General features: G+C 60.4%; 16 protein-coding genes and 1 pseudogene. 9 read left to right on the top strand and 8 right to left on the bottom strand.

The window, feature by feature from the left end; genetic code table 11:
- The 3 genes and pseudogenes from DU506_RS21915 to DU506_RS06730 form a co-directional block, all read left to right on the top strand.
- A pseudogene (locus DU506_RS21915) lies at positions 1 to 236 on the top strand (hypothetical protein); the annotation flags it as partial.
- A gap of 48 nt (positions 237 to 284) precedes the next feature.
- Positions 285 to 1,472 (top strand): zinc-binding dehydrogenase, encoded by a 1,188-nt coding sequence (locus DU506_RS06735; RefSeq protein WP_114486170.1) that lies wholly within the window; start codon positions 285 to 287, stop codon positions 1,470 to 1,472.
- Between the two features lie 17 nt (positions 1,473 to 1,489).
- Positions 1,490 to 2,545, top strand: coding sequence for a proline racemase family protein (locus DU506_RS06730; RefSeq protein WP_114486181.1), 1,056 nt, complete (start codon positions 1,490 to 1,492; stop codon positions 2,543 to 2,545).
- Positions 2,546 to 2,636: 91 nt separating this feature from the next.
- On the opposite strand, the gene arfB is transcribed toward DU506_RS06730, so the two are convergent.
- A complete protein-coding gene (gene arfB, locus DU506_RS06725; protein ID WP_114486169.1) occupies positions 2,637 to 3,050 on the bottom strand; it encodes an alternative ribosome rescue aminoacyl-tRNA hydrolase ArfB in 414 nt (137 codons plus the stop codon).
- Between the two features lie 1,092 nt (positions 3,051 to 4,142).
- On the opposite strand from arfB, the gene DU506_RS06720 reads away from it, so the two are divergent.
- Positions 4,143 to 4,886 (top strand): Crp/Fnr family transcriptional regulator, encoded by a 744-nt coding sequence (locus DU506_RS06720; protein WP_328587957.1) that lies wholly within the window; start codon positions 4,143 to 4,145, stop codon positions 4,884 to 4,886.
- 97 nt (positions 4,887 to 4,983) lie between these two features.
- Here the strand turns inward: DU506_RS06720 and DU506_RS06715 are convergent, their stop codons facing one another.
- From DU506_RS06715 to recC, 4 genes are read right to left on the bottom strand one after another with little or no spacing between them, the layout of a single operon-like run.
- On the bottom strand, positions 4,984 to 5,736 hold the full coding sequence (locus DU506_RS06715; protein WP_114486167.1) for a DUF1499 domain-containing protein: 753 nt from the start codon (positions 5,734 to 5,736) through the stop codon (positions 4,984 to 4,986).
- 13 nt (positions 5,737 to 5,749) lie between these two features.
- Positions 5,750 to 8,038 (bottom strand): exodeoxyribonuclease V subunit alpha, encoded by a 2,289-nt coding sequence (recD, locus tag DU506_RS06710; protein WP_114486166.1) that lies wholly within the window; start codon positions 8,036 to 8,038, stop codon positions 5,750 to 5,752.
- The gene (recB, locus tag DU506_RS06705) at positions 8,035 to 11,778 is read right to left on the bottom strand and encodes an exodeoxyribonuclease V subunit beta (protein ID WP_114486165.1); all 3,744 of its coding nucleotides are present in this window, start codon (positions 11,776 to 11,778) and stop codon (positions 8,035 to 8,037) included. The genes recD and recB overlap by 4 nt, the downstream gene beginning before the upstream one ends.
- On the bottom strand, positions 11,775 to 15,428 hold the full coding sequence (gene recC, locus DU506_RS06700) for an exodeoxyribonuclease V subunit gamma (protein ID WP_114486164.1): 3,654 nt from the start codon (positions 15,426 to 15,428) through the stop codon (positions 11,775 to 11,777). Before recC ends, recB begins: the two co-directional genes overlap by 4 nt.
- A 247-nt stretch (positions 15,429 to 15,675) precedes the next feature.
- Between recC and DU506_RS06695 the strand changes: the two genes are divergently transcribed.
- Complete coding sequence (locus DU506_RS06695) at positions 15,676 to 15,864, top strand: hypothetical protein (RefSeq protein WP_114486163.1); 189 nt, start codon at positions 15,676 to 15,678, stop codon at positions 15,862 to 15,864.
- Between the two features lie 130 nt (positions 15,865 to 15,994).
- Here the strand turns inward: DU506_RS06695 and DU506_RS06690 are convergent, their stop codons facing one another.
- Entirely contained in the window at positions 15,995 to 16,273 is a 279-nt protein-coding gene (locus tag DU506_RS06690) for an XRE family transcriptional regulator (protein WP_114486162.1), read from the bottom strand.
- Between the two features lie 194 nt (positions 16,274 to 16,467).
- On the opposite strand from DU506_RS06690, the gene purE reads away from it, so the two are divergent.
- Both purE and DU506_RS06680 read left to right on the top strand, forming a co-directional pair.
- On the top strand, positions 16,468 to 16,983 hold the full coding sequence (gene purE, locus DU506_RS06685) for a 5-(carboxyamino)imidazole ribonucleotide mutase (protein ID WP_114486161.1): 516 nt from the start codon (positions 16,468 to 16,470) through the stop codon (positions 16,981 to 16,983).
- Between the two features lie 26 nt (positions 16,984 to 17,009).
- Positions 17,010 to 18,122, top strand: a complete 1,113-nt coding sequence (locus DU506_RS06680) for a 5-(carboxyamino)imidazole ribonucleotide synthase (protein WP_114486160.1) — start codon at positions 17,010 to 17,012, stop codon at positions 18,120 to 18,122.
- Between the two features lie 91 nt (positions 18,123 to 18,213).
- On the opposite strand, the gene DU506_RS06675 is transcribed toward DU506_RS06680, so the two are convergent.
- Entirely contained in the window at positions 18,214 to 18,765 is a 552-nt protein-coding gene (locus DU506_RS06675; protein ID WP_114486159.1) for a DUF2231 domain-containing protein, read from the bottom strand.
- Entirely contained in the window at positions 18,762 to 20,603 is a 1,842-nt protein-coding gene (locus DU506_RS06670) for an ethylbenzene dehydrogenase-related protein (RefSeq protein WP_235825461.1), read from the bottom strand. The genes DU506_RS06675 and DU506_RS06670 overlap by 4 nt, the downstream gene beginning before the upstream one ends.
- Between DU506_RS06670 and DU506_RS06665 the strand changes: the two genes are divergently transcribed.
- Positions 20,496 to 21,614, top strand: coding sequence for a ferredoxin reductase family protein (locus DU506_RS06665; protein ID WP_235825462.1), 1,119 nt, complete (start codon positions 20,496 to 20,498; stop codon positions 21,612 to 21,614). The genes DU506_RS06670 and DU506_RS06665 overlap by 108 nt on opposite strands.
- A complete protein-coding gene (locus tag DU506_RS06660; protein ID WP_114486158.1) occupies positions 21,611 to 21,979 on the top strand; it encodes a cytochrome b5 domain-containing protein in 369 nt (122 codons plus the stop codon). Before DU506_RS06665 ends, DU506_RS06660 begins: the two co-directional genes overlap by 4 nt.
- The last annotated feature ends 14 nt before the right edge of the window (positions 21,980 to 21,993 follow it).

The following is a 21,993-nucleotide window of genomic DNA, read 5'->3' as shown; positions in this document are numbered from 1 at the left end:
AGGACAATTATAGCCAGTGTACGTTTAGCACCGGCAAGCGCTACCCCGCGGACCTTAATGCCGCCTATAACATCGCCGCCCGCGGGCATGTTGTTTACCAAGGGCGTGGCCGCAAGGCTACTGCCCGTGTGAGCTCGCAAACGCCGACTCGCATACCGCGAACTCCGGTCACGCTCTCCATTGCTCTGGCAACAGAGCGCGTGAGAGTGATGGGAATCCGCGATTCTATTCTTTGAATGAATCGTCGGAGGGTTCAATCAGCGCCGAACGCGAGGAGACATTCCATGAAGCCCGATAGCTCTCTGGAGAACGATTCATTGGAAATACCCACCCGCATGGCGGCAATGCTGCTGACTGGGCATGGTGGCATCGACAAGCTCAAGTACCGTGAAGATGTCCCGACGCCCGCCCCTGCAAAAGGCGAGGTGCTGGTACGCATCACGGCTACGGCGAAAAACAACACCGACCGCAAGGCGCGTGAAGGCCTTTATCCCACCAAGGATAAAGGCGAAGTGACGTCCTTTCAGATGGGCGGTTCCGCGACGCTTACCTTCCCGCGCATTCAAGGGGCCGATGTGGTCGGGCATGTAGTGGCGGTCGGCGAAGATGTCGATACCGCACGAATCGGTGAGCGGGGGCTTCTCGACTTCAACCTCTACCCTGACGAGCGTCGCGACATCAACCTGATTCCGGATTACTACGGCCATGGTGCCGATGGCGGCTTTGCTGAATATATCGCCGTGCCCTCGGATCAATTCCATCGCGTGGATAACCCGGAGCTGGCCGATGCCGAACTCGCCGCCATGGGCATGTGCTCATACCAGACCGCCCTGCATATGCTCAATGCGGCAGGTGTGAAAGCGGGTGAGCGCGTCTTGGTGACCGGGGCCAGCGGTGGGGTAGGCACGGCCTTGATACAGCTATGCCGGGTGATGGGTGCGATTCCTTACGCCTTGAGCCAGCAGGAAAAGGCCGACGCACTGCTGGCCTTGGGTGCGCAGGCTGTCATCGATCGTTCGGACATGGCTAATTTCACCGATAAGGTTCGCGCACTGACCGATGGCCGACCCCTCGATGCGGTAATGGACCTGGTTGGCGGCGAAATGACCGACCGTTTCATCGATGCCATGATATTCGACATGAAGCAGCGCACGACTTACCCGCGCCTGAGCATTGCCGGGGCGAGCGGAGGTAATGTCAGCGAGATATTGTGGACCCGAATTTACCTCTATCAAGTGCAAATTTTCGGGGTTTCCCACGGTACCCGTGAAGAGGCTGAACAATTAGTCGCCTGGATCCGCAGTGGCCATTTGAAGCCAGTACTGCATGCCGCGTTCAAGCTTTCCGAACTGCATGAAGCCGAAACCTACTTCGTCAATCGTGGCAATGATTACCTTGGCAAGATCGTGATTGTTCCCGATGCTCAATGGCAAACCCGGGGTGCTCCTTTCGCGCTGGAGACCAGACAATGAAGGCAGAAGACAAGTTGATGCGCAACGAACTGATCCTCCAGGTGATGGAAACCCATGCCGGCGGTGACGTCAGCCGTATCGTCACCGGGGGTATCGACCCTCTACCCGGTGCCACGGTGCGCGAACAGATGGAATACCTGCGCGATGATGCCGATGGCCTGCGCAAATTATTACTCAATGAGCCCTACGGGCTTCCTGAGATGTCGGTGGACCTGATCGTTCCCTCCACGCATCCGGATGCTCAGGCGGGCTATATCATCATGGAAGTGATGGGATACCCGATCTACTCCGGCTCCAATACCATCTGCACCGCTACGGCCTTGCTGGAAAGCGGTATGATTGCGAAGCAGGAAGGCAACCAGCAGTTCATGCTGGAATCTCCGGCCGGCCTGGTGCATATCGAGGCGCATATCGAAAACGGCGTGGTCGAGACCATCACCTGTGGCGGCTTGCCCAGTTACATTGACACCTATCAGGCCACCATTGATGTGCCTTCGATCGGTGAGGTGACCTATAGCATCGCCTACAGCGGTGGATTCTACGCCATGGTGGATGCCACCCAGCTGGGCTTTTCCCTGGTCCGGGAAGAAGAGAGTCGCCTGGCGGAGTGTGCCTATGCGATCGTTGAAGCAATTCAGGCCAGAAGCGGGTTTTCCCACTACACTCTGGGTGATGTCGGTCCCTTGCCGTTTCTGCACTTCATGGGTCCGCTTGAACAAGTGGGGCAAGGCTTTTACCGCTCACGTTCAGCCACTTACGTTCACCCTGGAGTGATCTGCCGGAGTACCACGGGAACCGGTACTTCTGCGCGCCTGGCCTTGATGAACTATCAAGGGCTGATTCAGCCGGGGGACAAGCTTGAAACCGTGTCCCTGCGTGATACCGGTTTTATCGGTGAGTTCGTGGCCGTTCACCAAGAAAACGGCCATGCCGTGGTGGAAAATACCATTACCGGCAAAAGCTATGTGCTGGCGCGCTCGGAAATTCGAGTCAACTTCGAAGATCCCATGGTGCGGGAGTGCAATAGTCTTCACCATATTCTCAGCAGCCGACACAAGGATACGCCAGGCTAGGCCTGAAAGAGTCGACAGTGGGCCACATGCAAAACGCCCGATATGCTTAACCGCTATCGGGCGTTTTGCTGTTCAAGACCCACAAATCTGTTCAGGAAGATACCTTGCCGCGTAATGCCTTGGTTTTTCCCTTTTGGGTTTTCTTGTCCACGCGTCGGCGTTGTGAGCCCTTGGTGGGTTTTGTGGGACGTCTGGCTTTCTGCTCCTTCACGGCGCTCTGGATAAGTGCCTTGAGCCGTGCCAGCGCATCTTCTTTATTCAATTCCAGCGTACGAAAGCTTTGTGCCTTGATCACGATAATGCCTTCCTTGCTGATGCGCTGATCGGAAAATGCCATCAAGCGCTCCTTGTAGAAAGGCGGAAGACTGGAATGCGTGATATCGAAACGCAGGTGCACGGCAGAGGCGACCTTATTGACGTTCTGCCCGCCTGCTCCCTGAGCGCGAATCTGGCTAATGTCGATTTCCCAATCGGCCAGTTCCACCGTATTGGAGATGCTGAGCATGGCTTACCTCGTGGTCTTTGGCTCTATGGACTTCACTCAAGGCTAACACATTGCCTTGGCAGGCTTGTCTGTCTTGTTATGTCTTTAGCATGGCTTGTTTAAGTTCTGGGAATTGCTCAAATTATACTTTGGTATATTTATTGAAGCTAAGCTTTGACAGCCAAGGATCCTTGTGTGACATTAAGTAATTAAATTATACTTAATGTTTTAATAGGCGCATGGGTGTCTGGACAAGAAGGGGAAACGTCATGCCGCTTGAATATTCCATGCTTGGGGAGCTTTCGCAGCAGGCAGACGGCAGCTTTTATGTGTTCGATAATTTGTGTTAAAGAAGCGTGACGGCATGATGCCAAAAAACATTTTGGTACTTATTTTAGCGGGCATAGTCCTAGCATATAGTATAATAATTATTTTTTTAATGGCTAGTACTTAATTGTTAAGTTTATTAATGATAATGCTAAGAAGAAAATTTATCAAAGGTTTTAGAAGCTTGAGTTTTATTGAGTATTACAATAAAATTATCGTTTAGAAATTGATTAAAGTTAATGTGAGGGTGCTCGAGAGCTTGGGATACTAATTTTCATGGAGTGGATAAAGTGAATGCCGGAACAAGCCAAGGACGGCTGTCATGGAAGGCAGGCTAGGACGGCACCTCACGGAAGACAGGCCAGGACGGCACCTCACGGAAGACAGGCCAGGACGGCACCCCACGGAAGACAGGCCAGGACGGCACCCCACGGAAGACAGGCCAGGACGGCATCGCACGGAAGGCAGGCCAGGATGGCATAGTTCAGAAGATGAGTCTGGACGGTACCGCACGGAAGGCAAGCCAGGACGGCAGCGCATGGAAGACAGGCCAGGATGGCATGGCAAGAAAGATAAGCCAGGACGGACACCTGCAAAAAAGAAGAACGAGCCAGGATGGCACAGCTTGGAAATGCGACAAGGTAATGGCCCGATCTTTGTAGAGGTTGGGCTATTTTTTTAATCCATATGTATTATTTTTTGATATCAGTAACTTAGCGTAGTTCTTGCTTGCCTGCTATCCTAACTAATATTAGAATTGGTGGTGGTTTATAAAGTGAGAAATTTATCAAAAACATAAAGAGCCTCGTCAATAAACTACAGAATTTTCAGGAGCATACTCCTCAAGAAATTAAAATTCTTGAGGACGCAATAGATCATGAAAAGTTTTTTGCTAGAGATGAAGACATTATCAGGCAGGGCGAATCCCCCAAGTTTGTTTATCTGGTGATGGAAGGGTGGGTGAGTCGCTTCAGAAATAACCATGCAGGAAAAAAGCAGGTACTCAATTACCAGCTTCCAGGGGATTTCTGCAATCTGCATACGACGTTGGTCAAGAAGATCGACCATACAATTTCCGCTCTCGTTCCTTCAAAGATTGGTTTCATACCCCATCATGAAATTTATAATATCTATGAAAATCATCCTCGTCTTGCTCAATCCCTGAGTTGGACGTCGTTGATCGATATATCCATTGTTCAGGAATGGCTGGTCAATGTGGGACTGCGCTCCTCCGAGCAACGTCTGGCGCATTTGTTCTGTGAGCTCCTTATACGTGCGCGCGCTGCTGGTTTGACGGACGATCATGTTTTTGAATTGCCGTTGACACAGACTCAGCTCGGCGAAGCCATAGGTATCACTCAAGTACATACCAACAGGGTGATGCAGAGACTTATTAAAGAAGGGCTAATTACTTTCAAGAATAAGAAGTTTCACATTGATGACTGGAATGGCATGAAAGAGTATGCGGATTTCGATGCGCTTTATCTGCATCTGGAATGTGCCGATTCCAGCTTGGAAAAAGATATCTGAAAAACAAATAGTCTTTGGCCCTGCAAGCAAGATGGTAAAGCAGAAATTTTTAATATTCCCGCCGGGCCATTCATGACGGTGGGGTTAGCTCGATTTTTTATGCCAGCCGTTCTTCCAGTTTTTCCAGAAATGCCTTGATACGCGCGGCGTTGGTTCCCACATCGCTACGCCCGAGCCGAGAGGCGGATCGCATGTCGACACGTATGCCACTGTCGGTTTGGGTCAGGCGTATGACCACATCGTCTTGAAAACCGAACCAGGCAGTGGTGGCAGTGGCTTCGAGTTTGTCATCGGTGACGGCGGCGAGTTGCCAGCCGGCATCTTCAATTTCCGCCTGTGCGGCACCAAGTACCGCTTCCATCGAGGCTTGCACCACTAGCGGCTCGACATCCGGGTAGGCCTGGCGCTGTTGACGCGCTGTGGCCTCGCCGGGATAGTCCACTGCATTGGGGGCCTCTTCCCGCGCCTGAGCCAGTGCCTCGAAGGCGGGCGGGTCTTGGGTATCGGTGGTGATGTCATGAATCGGTGGCACGGCCTGAGCGCGCTGCCAGTGTTGCCAGGGCACGCTCAATAGGGCAATGGCCCCGAGAATGGCGAGCCCGCCGAGTAACGCCGGTGCCGTGCGGCGACAGAACAGTGCGATAAGTAGCGCGATCAGGCCTATTCCAGCAGCGCCGATAGCGGCGTAAACCCCGAAGCGCAGCGTAGTGAAAGCCTCTCCCAGCGAGAAGAGTTCCAGCCGATAGGCTGGTCCGGCCCCGGCGATCAATAATCCGCCAAGCAGTAACGCCAGCAATGCCAACCCTGCCGCAAGACCCGGTATACGACCACTACGTTTCATTTTATTCATCAATTTGTCTCTCTCAGAAGCCACCGCTAGTGGATGAGCCGCGAGTGGATGACAGCTGCCCCAGGCCGCTGATTCGGGTGACTTCACGGGTGACAGCGTCATCCAGCATGCCGCGCCCGCTTTCTACCAGCGAAAGCCAGTGGCGCGCGCGGGTAATGCCAGTGTAGACCAGCTCACGGGTGAGAATCGGATTGGGGGCATCGGGGAGCAGCAAGGCGGTATGCGTGAACTCCGAGCCTTGGGATTTATGCACGGTCATGGCGAAAACGGTTTCCACCGCCTGGAGGCGCGAGGGCAGCACCCACTTGATGCGCCCACTGCCGTCGTTGGCGGAAAAGGCCACTCGCAATAGCTTGCGGGCGGGTGCTTGGGGGTTGGGTAGCGCCAGGGTAATGCCGATATCCCCATTCATCAGGCCCAGGCTGTAATCGTTGCGCGTGACCAGCACCGGGCGGCCTTCATACCAGCCATGCTCGAGCTCATGGTTGCCGGCTTCGAGTAACGTAGCGCGGCGCAGGGCGCGGGCGATGCGCGGGTTGAGTCCTTCCACTCCCCAGGGGCCTTTACGCAGCACGCAGAGTAACTGAAAACTGCCGTGGGCTTTCAGTACATCCAGTGCCCAGGCGTCGAACAATGGGCGCTCGCGTTCGAGCGTTGCCGATGGCGGCGGCCGCTTGGCGGCCAGGGTTTCCAGGTAGTGGCGGTAGCCGGTAGGCGGGGCAAGCAGTTGGCCCTGCCGATCATGGCGGCCTTGCCCATGGTTGGGAAAGCCGCCGGGGTTGCCGTTGACCACCAGCCGCGCCAACGCCGGATCGTCTGCATTTTCGAGGCGCAGTTGGCTGATATCCACGTAGCTTTTATGCTGCTCATCAGACTTGAATACCTTGCGCACCGCCCGGCGTTTATCCGCTGGGCCGTGGCTTTCATCCAGGGGGCGATTGACTGCCTGGGCAAGGCGGCCTATGCCGCTGTTCGCATCGAAGCGGTGGCTGACCCGCAGCATGGTAATGGCCTGATCCAGCGCCTGGCCGTCTTTTGCCTGATAGGCGGTGGGTATCGCGGCGCCGGTCATCTGCTTGAGCCAGTCACAGGTAGCGGGCGTGTAGCGAGCGCTGACTGCGTATTGACATAGATCGCCCAGCACGGCACCCGCTTCCACCGAGGCGAGCTGGTCCTTATCACCCAGCAACACCAGCCGAGCGCGAGACGGCAATGCATTGAGCAGGGCGGCCATCATCTCGATATCCACCATCGAGGCCTCATCGACTACCAGTACATCCAGCGGGAGAAGGTTACCGGCATGGTGGCGAAAGTGACGGGTATCGGGGCGTGAGCCGAGCAGCCGGTGCAGGGTGCTGACCTGGGTGGGGATGGCCTGGCGCAGCCGGTCGACGCTTGGCTCTTTCCCTGAGGTGCTGCTGCCGAGGCTTGCCAGGCTGTGTAAATCGAGCTCCTCGACCTGCTTGGCGATGGATTCGTTCAGGCGTGCCGCGGCCTTGCCGGTGGGTGCGGCAAGCTTGATACGCAGTGGGCGCTCACTTTCTTTTTCACCCAGCTGAAGCGCCTGAAGCAGCGCCAGTAGCTTAACCACGGTGGTGGTCTTGCCGGTGCCCGGGCCGCCGGTGATCACGGCGAAAGGCGAACGGCAGGCCAAAGCACACGCCAGTTTCTGCCAGTCGAGTGTTTCAGGCTGGGCCGAGGGAAACAACGCCTCCAGCGCCGCCGGCAAGGCGCTTGAGACATTGGCATGGGCATGAGGCTGCGCCCGGGAGGGTTGCTCAAGCCGGGTACTAAGCTGCCGACGAATATCCTGCTCGTATTGCCAATAGCGGCGCAAATAAAGCCGGGTGGTGCCGGCGAAATCCCGGCGCACCAAGGGCGTGGTACCGCTGCCTTCGGTAACGCCATGCTCGATCAGGACGGGATGCGCCAAGGCCGCTTGCCAAGCTTGCTGGGTCAGGCTGCCAAGCACCTGGCTGGGCAGCGGCGGTGGGTCGTTGAGATCGTCGCCTTCCGGGGGCAGTGAAAGCGCCAGGTCCGGGGCGGCCAGCGTGGTCGCAAGATCCAGACACACATGGCCGCGCCCCAGCTGATGGCTGGCAAGCGCTGCGGCAAGTAACAACAGCGGTGGGGCGTCTTGCACTTCACGATGCAGAAAAACCACCAGGGCACGGTCCAGCGCTCGCAACCAATCGCGTTCCACCCAGCGTTCGAGCAGGGCGAGGAGTTCATCGACGCTGTTCAGCGCCGGGTGCGGCACGCTGCCAACGGGGTCATCCAGGCCTTCGAACAAATCTCTCATGGGTTTTTCTCCGGCGATTCTTTCCGACCTTGGAACGGCTCTTGGCTCTGGAACGACTCCCGGCCCTGAAGCGACGCCTGACTTTGAAACAGTGCATCGAGTTGTTCGATCATCGCCCGAGGCGGACGTTCGGCATAGACGCCACGGCTTTCGGGCTGATTGGTGCCGCGCAGAAAAACCGTCAACGAGCCGCCGATGTGGCGGTCATAGTCGTAGTCGGGCAAGCGCGACTTGAGCAAACGGTGCAGGGCCAGCAAATAGAGCGCGAACTGCAGGTCGTAGCGTTTCTCGGCCATGGCGGCAAGCATCGCGGCCCGGCGGTAGGCGTCGTCATCCACGCCCAGGTGGTTGGACTTCCAGTCGGCCACGTAATAGCGGCCCTGGTATTCGAATACCAGATCGATGAAGCCTTTGAGCATGCCATTGAGCGTATCGGCATCCAGCGACGGGCGTGGCGTCCCCGAAAGGGTGTGAGTGCTGACGATGTCATCGAGTTTTCGTGTGTTGACCCGGTGCGAGGCGAACCAGAATTCCATTTCCACCTGGTAGGCGCTGAGTTCGCGCAGCTGCAGCGAAGCGTCATCCGCCACACCGGGCAGCGGCAACGATGTGGCCGGCAGGGCTTCGAACCAGCCATCAAGGGTGGCAAGCCACGGGGTCCAGCCGCGCAGCTGGCAGCGACGGGCGAGCATGTCGCGGCGTGCGGCGGGGTCACCGGCCACCTGAGCGAAGCCTTGGCGGCCCGCCCATTCCAAAAGTCCATGCAGGAAAGTGCCGGGGCCGGGGCCGCGGGGGAAACGATGCAGCGAGGGCGCGACCGGCCCGGGGTAACGGCTGCTGTCCCGGGGCTCTTCGAGCACTTCGAAAACATTGGCTTCTTGGGCGGTAGCGGGCTCCAGCGAGGCGGAAATCCGCAATGCCGAGTAACTGGCGATCCACCAGTGCTCGCGGGCGGGGCGCAGCGGAATCAGGGCGTCGCCCAGCAGAGTGTCATCCTGGCTGGGATCGATCCGCTGTGCCGTGACGGGAGGCGCTGCTGCGAGAGTGATGGCGCTGCAGGCCCTGTCTTCCTCTCCTTTGAGCGCGGCCAGGGCCGCGCCGAATTTGTCTGTCGCGATGGGCTTGCCGTCGTTGAGCATCTGGCCGATGGCGCTGTCTTCCAGCCCCTTGAGCGGCGCCATGCCTAGCCAGGTGGCGTGACGGGCGCGGGTCAGGGCCACGTAAATCTTGCGCAGGTCCTCGCCCAGGCGTTCGCGGTCGGCAATCGCCACTGTCTGTTCGTCGGCTGACAGGCTGATTCGTAACCGGCCCTGGACATCGTGCCAGCGCAGCGGTGAATCGCTCGCCTTGGTGGGACGGTGATTGCAGATGAACGGCAGGAACACCAGCGGGTATTCCAGCCCCTTGGACTTGTGAATGGTGATCACCTGCACCAGGTCAGCATCGCTTTCCAGGCGCAGCTTGTGGGCGTCGCCTTGGCCTGTCGGGTCGGCGATGGCCTCGGCCAGAAAGCGGATCAGCGCATGTTCGCCGTCGAGTTCCTGGCTGGCGTGCTGCAGCAGCTCCCCCAGATGCAAAAGGTCGGTCAGCGCGCGCTCGCCTTCGCCCATGGCGCCGTTTTCCAGCAGTCGGGCGGGAACCGCAAAGTCGTTCATCAAACGGCGTACCAGCGGCAGCACGCCCTGGCGCTGCCACAGCTGACGGTAGCCGCGAAATTGCATGACCCGCGCTTCCCAGGCCAGGTCGTCCTGCTCCTGGGAGCCGCTCAAGGCATCCAGGGTGGCCAGGTCGAGTCCTAATGCCGGGCTCGCCAGGGCGGTTCTCAACAGGCGGTCGTCACTGGGGTCGGCGCAGGCGCACAGCCAGGATTCAAGCTGAGCGGCGATGGAAGAGGCGAATACCTTGTCCTTGTCGGAAAGATAGACACTTTTCACTCCGCGACGGGACAGTGCCTGGCGGATCGCCCGCGCTTCACCCAAGCCGTTGACCAGCACCGCCATGTCCGAAGGGGCAAGCGGCTGGAATTGTTTCTCGCCGGTGAAACCGGCCCGACCCTGACGGCCTTGAGCCAACAGCTCGACCATGTAGGAGGCGCAGCGTTCGGCCATGGACGACTGATAAGCACCCTTGGCCAGAGGTTCTTCGGCATCCAGCTGCCACAGGGTCATGGCCGCCAGAGGCTCGCCATCCAGGGTAAGTGAGTCCTTGCGTCCCTTGGCGGTTACCGCATGAAAGGGCACCGGGTTGGAGGCATCTGCCTCCTTGAAAAGAAAGGCCCCGCTGGGGTGTTGGTCGGCATGGGTGAAGCAGTGATTCACGGCGTCCACCATGGCCGCGCAGGAACGGTAGTTGGTGCCCAGGGTGACATGGCGCCCGGCGGTATCGCGCCGCGCTTGCAGGTAGGTATGAATATCGGCGCCGCGAAAGGCGTAAATCGCCTGCTTGGGGTCACCGATCAGAAAGACGCCGTTGTCAGGCCGGTTTTCACTGATGCGGTACACGCAATCGAAAATCCGGTACTGGACAGGGTCGGTGTCCTGAAATTCATCGACCAGCGCCACCGGGAACTGACGACGTATCTGCTCGCCCAGGGCGTCGCAATTGACGCCCTCCAGGGCGCGACCGAGGTGAGTCAGCAAGTCATTAGGGCCCATTTCGGCGCGGCGTTGCTGCTCGTGGTCGAGGCGCTTGCGACACCATTGCACCGCATGCGTCAACAAGTCGGCATGGGGGTCGGGCAGCGCATCGAGCTCGGCGGGCAAGGTGGCGAGCGCGACGAGCGCCGGATGGCCGGGTGGTTCGCCCTTGAGCCAGATTTCCGCCATGCCCTCGGGGGTCAGGCGTTTCCAGGCGGCGGGGGTCAGAACTGGCCAGATAGCATTGCTCGCGCTCCAGTCGCGCAACGCGCCCAGCCAGCTGCTGCGGCTTTTCACATTGAAGCTCTGCCCCTTGAACGCCTTCTGCTTGGCGGCTTGCTCGAATAGCTCGACAAGCTGCTCGACCCAGGCGGCCCAGGGCGCTTTGAGTTCGTTCAGGCGAGCCTTGATCTGTGCTTGGCTAGTGGCGATGGCCGTGCCGGGAGGCGGCGCCTTGGCCCCCAGGGCCGCGCATTCGGGCAGCAGGTTTCGCAAGCTGGCGTGCAGGGCTTCCGGTGACTCCCAGTAACGGCAAATCACGCTCAATTCGTCGCTCGCCAGGGGGTAGTAGAAACTGCGCCAGTAGTCGCGCACCACCTCCTGTTCGAGTTCGCTCTGATCGTTTTCCAGGTTGAGCGAGAACAAGCTGCCGCTATCGAAGGCGTGCTCGCGCAGCATGCGATAGCACCAGCTGTGAATGGTGGACACGGCGGCTTCGTCCATCCATTCGGCGGCGAGTTGCAGGCGCCGGGCACAGGCCGACCAGCCAGTCGCATCGTAGTCCTGGCGCAGTGCCAGCAGTAGCTCGTCACCTTCGGGTTCGCGTTCGGGTTGCAGGAAGACCTCGGCGGCCTCGACGAGTCTTGCCCGAATCCGCTCACGCAGTTCCTGAGTGGCGGCATTGGTGAAGGTCACCACCAGAATTTCCGGCGGAGTAAGCGGCCGGGCATAGGCAGCTTCATCGCCGGCATGGCGGGCGCCGAGCACCAGGCGCACGTAGAGCAAGGCGATGGTAAAGGTCTTGCCGGTACCGGCGCTGGCTTCGATCAGGCGGCTACCGTGCAGCGGAAACCTCAAGGGGTCGAGTTGGCTGATCTCGCTCATTTCCCCCCTCCCTTTACCGCCTGATAAACCGGCGCCAGCAGGCGCTGGGTGAGGTTGGCGAAACCGCATTCGAGAAAATCGTAACCTGAAGGGCTTTCCGGGTGACGGTTGGCTTCGGTCAGCGCCGAAAAACGCTGCCAGCGGTGCGCCAGGTAGGGGTTGCGGGCGACTTCGCCGGAGGCGAAATCGTCTCCCTCGTAAGCCTTGGCGGCGGCGCGCCAGGCATCGCTCTGGGCGTCGCTGTCCGGCGTACCTTCCTTGGCCAACCAGGCAAAAGCGGTGGCCGGTGCCAGAGGCAATGGCATACGCATACCGGCTTGCCAGGTGGTGATCAGGCTCTCAAGGTGCCGGCGGGCGGCTTCCGTTTCCAGCGGTGCCAGGGTGACGTTTCCCGCCTTGGAAAGGAGTTGTGTGGTCATGGGGCTTTCCAGGTTGCCCGCCAGGTGCGAAACCCAGGGACGCAGCAAGTGATGCCAGTGGTAGGTTTTTTTCTTGATCAGGCTGCTGCTGAGTAGCAGCAACCGGCAGCGGTTGCCGTGACTATCGGTGCGCATGGCGTCCAGCCAGTCCTCCAGCGCTGGCGAGCCGGGGTGCGAATAATACACCGGCTGCGGTTCCTCCATGGCATTCGGCCACTCTTCCAGGGCGTTCGCGTAGTCCTCGAACAGCGCCGCCATGGGGTCGGCGAGTTGTTGGCGCATACGCTCGGCGAAGGCGCCCATGGCCAATACACCCTGGCCTTGCAAGCGTTCGAGAGTGTCGTGCAAGGCCTGCTCACGCGGTTGGCCGTTGTCGATGGCGTGGCGCTGCGCCTGGATCAAGGTATCTTGCAGCTGCCAGTTTTCCAGGCCGTTCAGGGTGAAGGGTTCCTGGTCGAGACTCAGGATATCCTGCTGTTCGAGGTAGACCTTGAGCCGGGTGGTGAAAAACGCCTTGGTCGGGTCGCGCAGAAAATTGCCCAGCTGGCTCAGCGTCAGGGGGTTATCCTGCTCGAAAGCGGCCAGAGGGCCTTCGGCTTCCGCGTCTTGCGAAGGCTCATCCGGAAGGGCGCTGGGTGCCACAGAATCGTCGTGCACCTCGCGCCATTCATGGGCATAGGTGACCAATCGCTGGGCGGCGATATTGCAAGCGGCGTGTTGTGCGGGGCTGGGAAAGTAGACGCGGCTGAACGGCTGCAAGGGGTGTTCGGTGGTCAGGGCCGCGAGCAACGTTTCCCCGGCGTTTTCGCCTGCCTGGCTGTCTCGCCAGCCCGCCTTGAGATGGTCGCGCAGCTGGCCGACCAGCACCGAAGGCGGCTTGTCGGCGTTATCGACGATGCTGCGCCCCACCCAACTGAGATAGAACTGGTCGCGTGCCGAAAGCAATGCCTCCAGAAACAGGTAGCGGTCATCCTCGCGGCGCGAGCGGTCGCCGGGGCGGTAGTCGACGTTCATCAGGTCGAAATCCAGTGGGGGATGGCTTCTGGGGTAGTCGCCGTCGTTCATGCCCAGCAGGCAGACGCGCTTGAAGGGAATCGCGCGCATCGGCATCAGGGTGGCGAAGTTGACCGCCCCGGCCATGAACCGCTGGGAGAGGCTGTGTTCATCGATCTGTTCCAGCCAATGTTCGCGGACGATGGCCAGCGGTAACTCATCCACCAGCCCGGCTTCCTCGGTGCTTTCCTGAAAACGTTGCAGGGCGTCTTCGAGCTGCGTCAGCATCAGGCTGTCGCGCGCGTCCTCGGCGCGAAAACAGGCGTCGAGCAGACCGCGCAAGCGCTGTGCCCACTGCTGGGCATCGCTTGGGCTCTGAAGCTTTTTCCACCAGTCCTCCAGCGTTTCGAGCAAACCGGCCAGAGCCCCGGCCAGAGCCGCTTCCAGGCCGCCGATATCATCGAATGGCTCGATGCCTTGCCAGGCGCCACTTCCGGCATTGCCCACGGTGTAACCCAGCAGCAAGCGGCGCAGGCCGAACGCCCAGGTGTTCTGTTCCATGCCCTCAGGCAGGTCCAGGTTGTGACGCTGGCCACTGTGCAGCCCCCAGCGAATACCGGCGCCTTGAATCCAGCGCGCGAGAGTTGGGAGGTCGCTTTCCTGGATGCCGAAGCGCGCGCGCAGCGCAGGTACCTCCAGCAGGTCGAGAAGCTCGCTCACCGACAGGCGCAGTTCGGGCAGGCGCAGCAGGGTTTCCAGAGCGATCAACAGCGGTAAACGGTGGCGGCTGCCCTGGTCGGAAAGCGTAAAGGGAATATAGCGCGGGTCGTCGCGTTCGAGGCACCCGAAGACCGCCCGTATATGCGGCGCATACTGGTCGATATCCGGCACCATCACGATGATGTCGCGGGGGCGCAACTCGGGGTCGCCACTGAAGGCGGCGAGCAGCTGGTCGTGGAGTATTTCCACTTCGCGCTGGGGGCCATGAGTGATATGAAACACGATGGACGCGTCCTGACGGGGATCGGCGTTCGGCCAGTGCTCGCGGGTTTCCGCCAAGGGGCGCAGTTCGCGGATGTCGTCCTGCAATTGATGCAGCAGGCGGGGCTTGTCCGACTCATCGACGAAGGGTTCGAACAGATCGATACGCAGCGCCTGATGTTCGAACAAGCCCTGATAGGCACCAGCGTCGTCGTGTTCGTCGAGCAGGCGCAGGTAATCGCGCCCCTGCTTGCCCCAGGCCGCCAGCAGCGGTTGGGCGTGCAGGTGCAGATCGGCTTCGCCGTCGCCTGCGCCCAGCACGTCCAGGCGTTCGGGCATGCCGCTCTTGCGCCGCTGGCGACGACTCGTGGCTCTCAAAAGCTCCTTGTGCTCGATGATATCGGCCCAGTAATACTGGCAGGGGTTATGCACGCACAGCAGCACCTGGCTGAAGCGGGCGATGGCGGCCAGGGCTTCCAGGGTTTGCTGGGGCAGTGAGGAAATCCCGAACACGATAACCCGGCGAGGCAGGCCGGGTGGGGAGTGAGTCGCGCTGAATGCCTGGGTGGCGTCGAGAAAACGCCGATGCACCTGGGCGCGGCTCGAAGAAATGCCACCTTGGCCGATATCGTCGGCGACACTTTCACAGACGGCCCGCCACAGCGCCGGTTGCCAACGCTGGGCATCGTCCAGGGACTTGGGTTCGCCATGGGCGCCGAGCAAGGTGTCCTGTCCTTCGGCCCAGGCTTCCAGCCAGTCGGCGCGATAGACCTGGTATTGGTCGAAAAGGTCGGCCAGGCGCTCGGCAAGCTGATGGTGCTTGCGCAAGTCGTTATCGCCCTCCAGAAACTGGCGCAGCGGCGCGAATTCTTCGCGTTCGACCAGTTCAGGCAGCAGGCGCAGCAAACGCCACACCAGGCGAGACTTGTCGAAGGGGGAGGTAGTGGGCACGGCTTCTGCTTCGCTTGCGCTTTCATGCGCGTTGAGCACCGAGCGGTACGCCTGCCACAGGAAACGTGCCGGCAAGCTGATATCCAGTGCGGCGGCGATACCCGCCCCGCCCTGGGCTGCGTCTTCGGCCAGCGCCAGTTTCAGCCACTGGCCGATGCCGTTGCTCTGCACCAAGATGGTCTCGTTTTCCAGCGGGCCGAGAGGGTGGCGCTGCATCCATTCCACCGCCAGGCCGCGCAGGTCTTCCATGCGATTGCCGTGGATGACCATGAAGCCGGGTGTAAGAGCGGTGGCAGTGCTGAGCATGGCGGTTCCTTCGCGAAGTTTCGGGACTGATCACACAGTTTCGGGGGCCGGTCAGGCAGTTTCAGGGGCTGGCCAGGCATGGAGTATGGTGCCATAGCATGAGAATCGAGTCTGCTATCAACTGGATGTCTCTTGGTCGAATAGCAAGGGGGCCGAGTGGCAAGAGGCGTTGCAAGACCGACGGACTTGGCTAAGGTGGAAAGAGACAGGGTGCTTTTATCGAGACAGTATTTAAGTAGAGGCTTATATGACTAAGGCGAGCAGTAAACAAGCGCGTATCGAACCTATCTATGAAGCCGACGATCTTCATCAGAACGTGATCGGTTGGCATGTGATAGACGAGACGGAGCCCGAAAACGAGGTGGTGGTCAGTGAGCATGAAACCCAGCAGGAGGCGATCGAGGCGGCCAAGGAATTCGAACAGCGCGAAATTTGAAAGCGCTAGGCGTCATCGGCCCGCAGTCTAGGCCATCATTCAAGGCACAGAACAACAAGCGCGCTAGAGGCGTGCTTGTTGTTCGAGAAAGGTGGGGTACAGCAACGTCGCGCTGGTCTTGACGATGGTCTTATGGTGGCGTGAACTCCGGTTCGATGGTGCGGCGCAGGATGAGCAATTCATCAAGGCTCAAATGCTCCAGGCGCCCGGAGAGCAAATCGCTGATCTTCTGCACGGGAAGGCCGGCTCGCCGGGCGATTTCACGGCTTCCCAATTCCGATGCGGCAATCAGCCGAGTAAGAATGCGCATCAAGCGCGTGCGTTTTTCCAGTTCCCTGACGTCGAGGTCAGGGCTGCTTCGCGGAGGATCAACCAGATCCGTGCCAGCGAACGAATGTGCCGTACTCATGGTGCTCCAATAGGCAGTTGCGACAGGCACAGAATGCCGCTAATGGCAGGGCTTTTTCAATGGCAAAATGATGAAAATTTCATTGCCGAGGCAAATGCCCCGCGAATGGCTGGCTCTGGTAGACTATGCGCCTTATTTTTCTGGTGTCATTGCACCGTGTTTTCTCGATTGGCCGCTTGGCCGAGGAGTTATGGATGTCGTCGAACAGCTCGCCCAAGGTGGGTGTGATCATGGGGTCGAAGTCGGATTGGCCGGTAATGGAACATGCTGTCGCCATGCTGGAGCGTCTGGGCGTGAGCTATGAAACCCGTGTGGTATCGGCGCACCGCACCCCGGACTTGCTGTTCGACTATGCCAAATCCGCCGCACAGCGTGGCCTTCAGGTGATTGTGGCCGGTGCCGGTGGTGCAGCGCACCTGCCGGGCATGGTGGCATCGCAAACGCCGCTTCCCGTCCTGGGTGTGCCGGTGGAGTCAAAGGCGCTCAAGGGGCTGGATTCATTGCTCTCGATTGCACAGATGCCGGGTGGCATTGCCGTGGGCACATTGGCGATTGGCAAGGCGGGTGCCACCAATGCCGGACTTCTGGCGGCGCAGATCGTCGGCTTGCACGATAAGGCCGTGCGCGAGGCCGTCGAGGCGTTTCGTACCGAGCAGACGCAGAACGTGCTCGATAACCCGGACCCGCGTCCCACCCCCGAGTCACAATGAGCCTGTGCCGCAATGAGGATAGCACCATGAATATCGGCGTATTGGGAGCTGGCCAGCTGGGCCGGATGTTGGCACTGGCCGGTTATCCTTTGGGTAACCGGTTCACGTTTCTGGACACCACCGGCAACCCCAGCGTGGGCATTGGGGAGGTGATCGTCGATCCGGAAAACACCCAGCTCGAGACATTTCTCGACCAGGTGGACCTGGTGACCTACGAATTCGAACATTTACCCGTCGAGCTGGTGCGCGAGATCGAAACACGCAAGCCGGTGTATCCAAGCAGCCGCGCGATTGCGGTTTGCCAGAACCGGGTGGAAGAAAAGACGTTGTTCGAGCGTCTGGGCATTCCCACCCCGGCTTATCGGGTGGTGGATAGCGCCGAGCAGCTGGAAGCTGCAGCCCTTGAATTGGGCTGTCCGGTAGTGGCCAAGTCGGTTACCGAAGGCTATGACGGCAAGGGGCAGGCGGTACTCAAGACCCCCGAGCAGGCCGAGCAGGCGTGGGCCGAGATCAAGCATCCCAAATTGATCGTCGAAGCCTTCGTCGATTTTGTGCGCGAGGTCTCGATGATTGCCGTACGTGGCCGCGATGGCGACGTGGTGTTTTATCCCATGGCGGAAAATGTCCATGTGGACGGTATTCTGCGCTACTCCCTGGCGCCGCTGCCCGATCTGGACGAAAGCGTTCAGCAAACCGCTGACAGCTATATTCTGGCGTTGCTCGACGAGCTGGATTATGTCGGCGTGCTGGCGCTGGAGTTGTTCCAGACCCGTGATGGCGATCTTCTGGCCAACGAGATGGCACCTCGGGTGCATAACTCCGGCCACTGGACACAAGATGGTGCCGTCACCAGCCAGTTCGAGAACCATTTGCGCGCCATTCAAGGTCTGCCCTTGGGCCAGACTGCCGCATTGGCACCGACCTGCATGGTCAATGTAATCGGTCGTGAAGGGGACAGCGCGGACATCTTGGCGTTACCCAATGCGCATCTGCATCGTTACGACAAGAGTGAGCGCACCGGTCGAAAGTTGGCCCATATTAACCTGGTGGCGCCCACCCATGGCGAGCTTCTGGAAAAGGTGCGCGCCTGCGCAGCTTTATTGCCGGAGGCACCCGCGCCGCGTTTCAGCTTCGAGTAGGCTGACTGTCTGACGTTGCAACTCGGCAACGCAAGCGGCCCCGCCATCTGGCGGGGCCGCTTGCGTTCTGGGAGTGGAGATGGCGCTGGCGTCAGCCGGTCCTGCGCTGGCCCATGATGCCGAGTGCCCCCAGTGCGATACCGATGATCACCATGATGGCAACGACCCAGAGCGGGCTGTAGAAGGTGGTGTAGACCTCCCAGCCCATCATGCCGAGCACATCGGAGAACAGCGTCGGCGCGCCGACCAGATGGCCGCCCAGGGTGCCTGCGGCGGCGAAGAACAGCCCGCCGATCAACGCCAGAAGGACCAATACCCAGCGCCGGGCGCCGTCGAAGGCTGTGCTTCCCGCCCGCCAGACCAGCACGGTCAGCATGGTGAAAATGCCCAGCGACCAGAGCGCCATCAGGATGTGATTGCGCGACAGGGGACTTGCGGTGCTAGCCTCCAGCGGCCAGACAGTAAAGCCGGTGATGATGGCGGCCAGGGCGGCCAGCAGGCTAAGCACCAGCACCGGCAGCAGGGCGGCGCGACTGAGTTCGGCCATCCGGCCGGGCAGCAGGGCACCGACCAGGATCATCAGGATGGCCAGTGCCCAGAATCCCAGCGGGAAGTGGACGAGCATATGGTGCATGCCGGTCATGAGCGATCTCCTTCACGAGTCGAGCGGAAGCCGGGGAGTAGGGCAATGGTCACGCCGAGCATGGCGATCAGGCCGGCCAGCAGGGTCATCCACCACCGTAAGGTGATGGCCTCGTTGAACTCCATCTCCACGCCGTAGAGGGCCAGCTGCTTCTCGCTGTGGCGCGCGTGCACCGGGGTACCCTCGGCGATATCCTCGGCACCGGCGTGAGAGCGGCTGACCAGCAGCGGCCAGTTCACTTGTCCTGGGTAGAAAAGGGTCACCTCTTTCCAGTTATCCGCCCAGTCCGGCGTCCTACCCTGGAAGGGAGTGGCGGTGAGGTCGGCATCACGCCCCAGACCCAGCGAGACGGGCAGCGAGACACTGTGCCAGCGCCCCCCAGTGGCATTGCGGTGTACCGAGAAGGCCGCCGCATAGAGCCCTTGGTCGCGCAAGATCTTGTCGTCCAGTGGATTGCCGGTATCCAGGCGTCGGGAGAGGGTCACGTCCCAGTAGCCATCGTTCCAGCGCCCCTCACCCTGCACAGTGATGTCGCCCCGGGAGCCTTCCGTCTGGCGGACGAGCCGGCGGGGGATGACGTCGCCGTTCTGCCAGTCGTGGTCGGGATCGAAGTCGATGGCGGTGTCCTCCGCCAGAAAGTAGGGGCTGTCGAAGTCTACACGGCCGGCCTCGATGTCCTCCCAGCGCAGGGCGGCCTGGCCCGCTTCTTGCGGGTCGAGCATCCACAGCGGCTGACCGGCATCGCCGTCCCAGTTGGTGGTGTAGGGGCTGCGGCCCGCATCGCCGGAGCGTTCCGCACCGACCCACTGGTCGTCGGAAAGGTTCAGCGGGTTGGAGCGGTGGCCTCGCCAGTGCCAGAGGTCGAGGAAGTAGCCGGCTTCGCGCTGGGCCTCAAGGGTCTCCGGCGTCTGGCGGCTTGCCCAGTCAGTCAGGTCCATGCGAGTGCCAGGCATCGATTTGCTGACCTCTTCCGGCGCCTCGTCGGTGAGGCCTGCGGCCCCGGCCCCGATGGTCATGTAGCCACCGTAGCGGGCGAAGTTGGGCACGCTGCCATCATCGAGCATCATCGCGACGCGATCCTCGTGGAGGCCATCCGGGTTGGAGCCAGGCGCCGCGTTGCCCTTGCGTACCCAGTCGCCATCCTCGTAGACCAGTACGTCGTGGAGGATATGTGGACGCTCGGCCGGCCAGCGGTAGCGGAAAAAGATATGGGAATCGTTGTAGGCGGACTGCACCTGCAGCGGCATGGTCAGCTCGTCTGGAATCGAAATGTTGCGCTCGGGATCGTTCTCGATCACCCCGCTACCTTGGGTGACCCAGGCCAGCCCGAGGGCAATCGGCAGCCCGAGAACCAGCCAGGGGCCAGCGCCCTTGTTGTGACTTGCCATGTGAACCCCTGCTTCAGGAAAATTGATGTGGTTGTCGAGTCCAGTATGGGCCTGTCTGAGGGGAGTTACTTGATACAGGTCAACATGAGTGCGACAACACGCCGCCTTGCTTGAAGGCTGATGCTTATCGGCGACACTGTCAGTAGCATTCGGCAAGGGGAAAAGACGATGCGACGATGGCTGAGGTCGGGTGATATCGCCCTGATGGTACTGGTGCTGTTGCCGCTCGCAGTGGCGCTGCCGCGCCTGGGCGGCTTCGGCGATTCCCCCGCGCTGTGGCTGACCTGGGTCGGTCGGGTCTTCGGGATTCTGGGGTTGGCCATGATGCTGGCAGCCGGGGCGGTGAGCTGTCGGGTGCCCGGCTTCGACCGGCCCTTTGGTGGGCTGACGCGGCTCTGGCAGCTCCACCATTGGCTGGGTTTTGGGGCCTTCATGCTGGTGATGCTCCACGCCCTGGCGCTGGGGATGGCGGCGGTGCCCGCTTCTCTGGAAGCGGCGGTGACGACCCTCTTCCCGCCGATCTCCCATGGGGCGGTGTGGCTGGGCTGGCTCGCCTGGCTGGCGCTGGTGGTGTTCCTGGCACCTACCTTCGGCTTCTTCGGCCAGCCTCGCTACCAGCGCTGGAAACGCTTGCATCTGGTCTCGGCGGCGGCGCTGCTGCTGGGGTTCTGGCACGCTCTGCTGCTGGCCGGGGAGACCTGGCCTTGGTGGCTGCTGGGCATTGCCGGGCTAGGCGCGGTCGCTTGGCGCAAGGGGGTGGCGCCGAATCGGCGGCATGTCTATCGGATCGAGGAGGTGGTGCCCTTGGCTTGCGGGGTGGTGGAACTGGTGCTCCGCCCCGAGGGAGGCGGCATCCGCTTTGAAGCGGGGCAGTTCGTCTATCTCTCGCCGCTGGACGAGTCGCTTTCCGCCGGGCGCGGCGAGGAGCACCCCTACACTCTCGCCTCGGCACCGTCGGATACATGCCTGCGCATCGGCATCAAGGACCTGGGCGACGCCAGCCATGCCCTGCAGACGGTGACGCCGGACACCCGCGTGCTGGTCGAGGGTCCCTACGGGGAGTTCTTCGGGCGCCGCTTGCCCGAGCGCGACATGCTCTGGCTGGGCGGCGGCATCGGTATCACCCCCTTCGTCAGCGGTGCCCGGGATGTTGCCATCAGGGCGAGTGTCAAGGGGAATATCCATCTGTTCTACCTTGCCAACGGCCCGGATCGGGCCTACTACCAAGCAGAGCTGGTGGAGATTGCCGGGCGGGTGGAGGGATTCACCTATACTTCTCACTATTATCGGGACCAGGGACCACTCACAGAAGTTTTTTTGCGCCAGCACTGTCCCGACTATGCACAACGAGAAATATATATCTGTGGCCCCCTTGGGATGAACGCGCACCTACAGCGATTGCTGGCCGACCATGGCGTTCCTGATTCACGTATTCACAGCGAGGTCTTCGATTTCTTATGAACATGAACAAGATCGCCTATACCGCCTTTATCGCCTTTCTGGCGAGCATCCTGACTCTGGTCTCGGTCAGTGCGCTATCCCAGTCGGGAGGCGAGGCGCGTGATCAAGAAGCACTTGATGCCATCACGCGCAGCGAACTGGCCAAGCACGATGGCGCCGAGAGCTGCTGGAAGGCCATCCATGGGCGGGTCTACGACATCACCGACTATGTGCCGAACCACCCCACCGACGCAGCGGTGATCCTCGAGTGGTGCGGGAAGGAGGCCACCGAGGCCTGGAGCAACAAGCGTCCCGGCGTACCCCATAGCCCGCGGGCCGAGGGAATGCTCGAGAAGTACCTGGTCGGTCGTCTGGTGGATGAGTAGGGTCGGCCGTTGAT

The sequence above is a fragment of the Vreelandella rituensis genome, assembly GCF_003336665.1.
Classification (GTDB): Bacteria; Pseudomonadota; Gammaproteobacteria; order Pseudomonadales; family Halomonadaceae; genus Vreelandella; species Vreelandella rituensis.
Note: the sequence above shows the minus strand (reverse complement) of the source record. Positions and strands in the feature narration are given on the sequence as shown.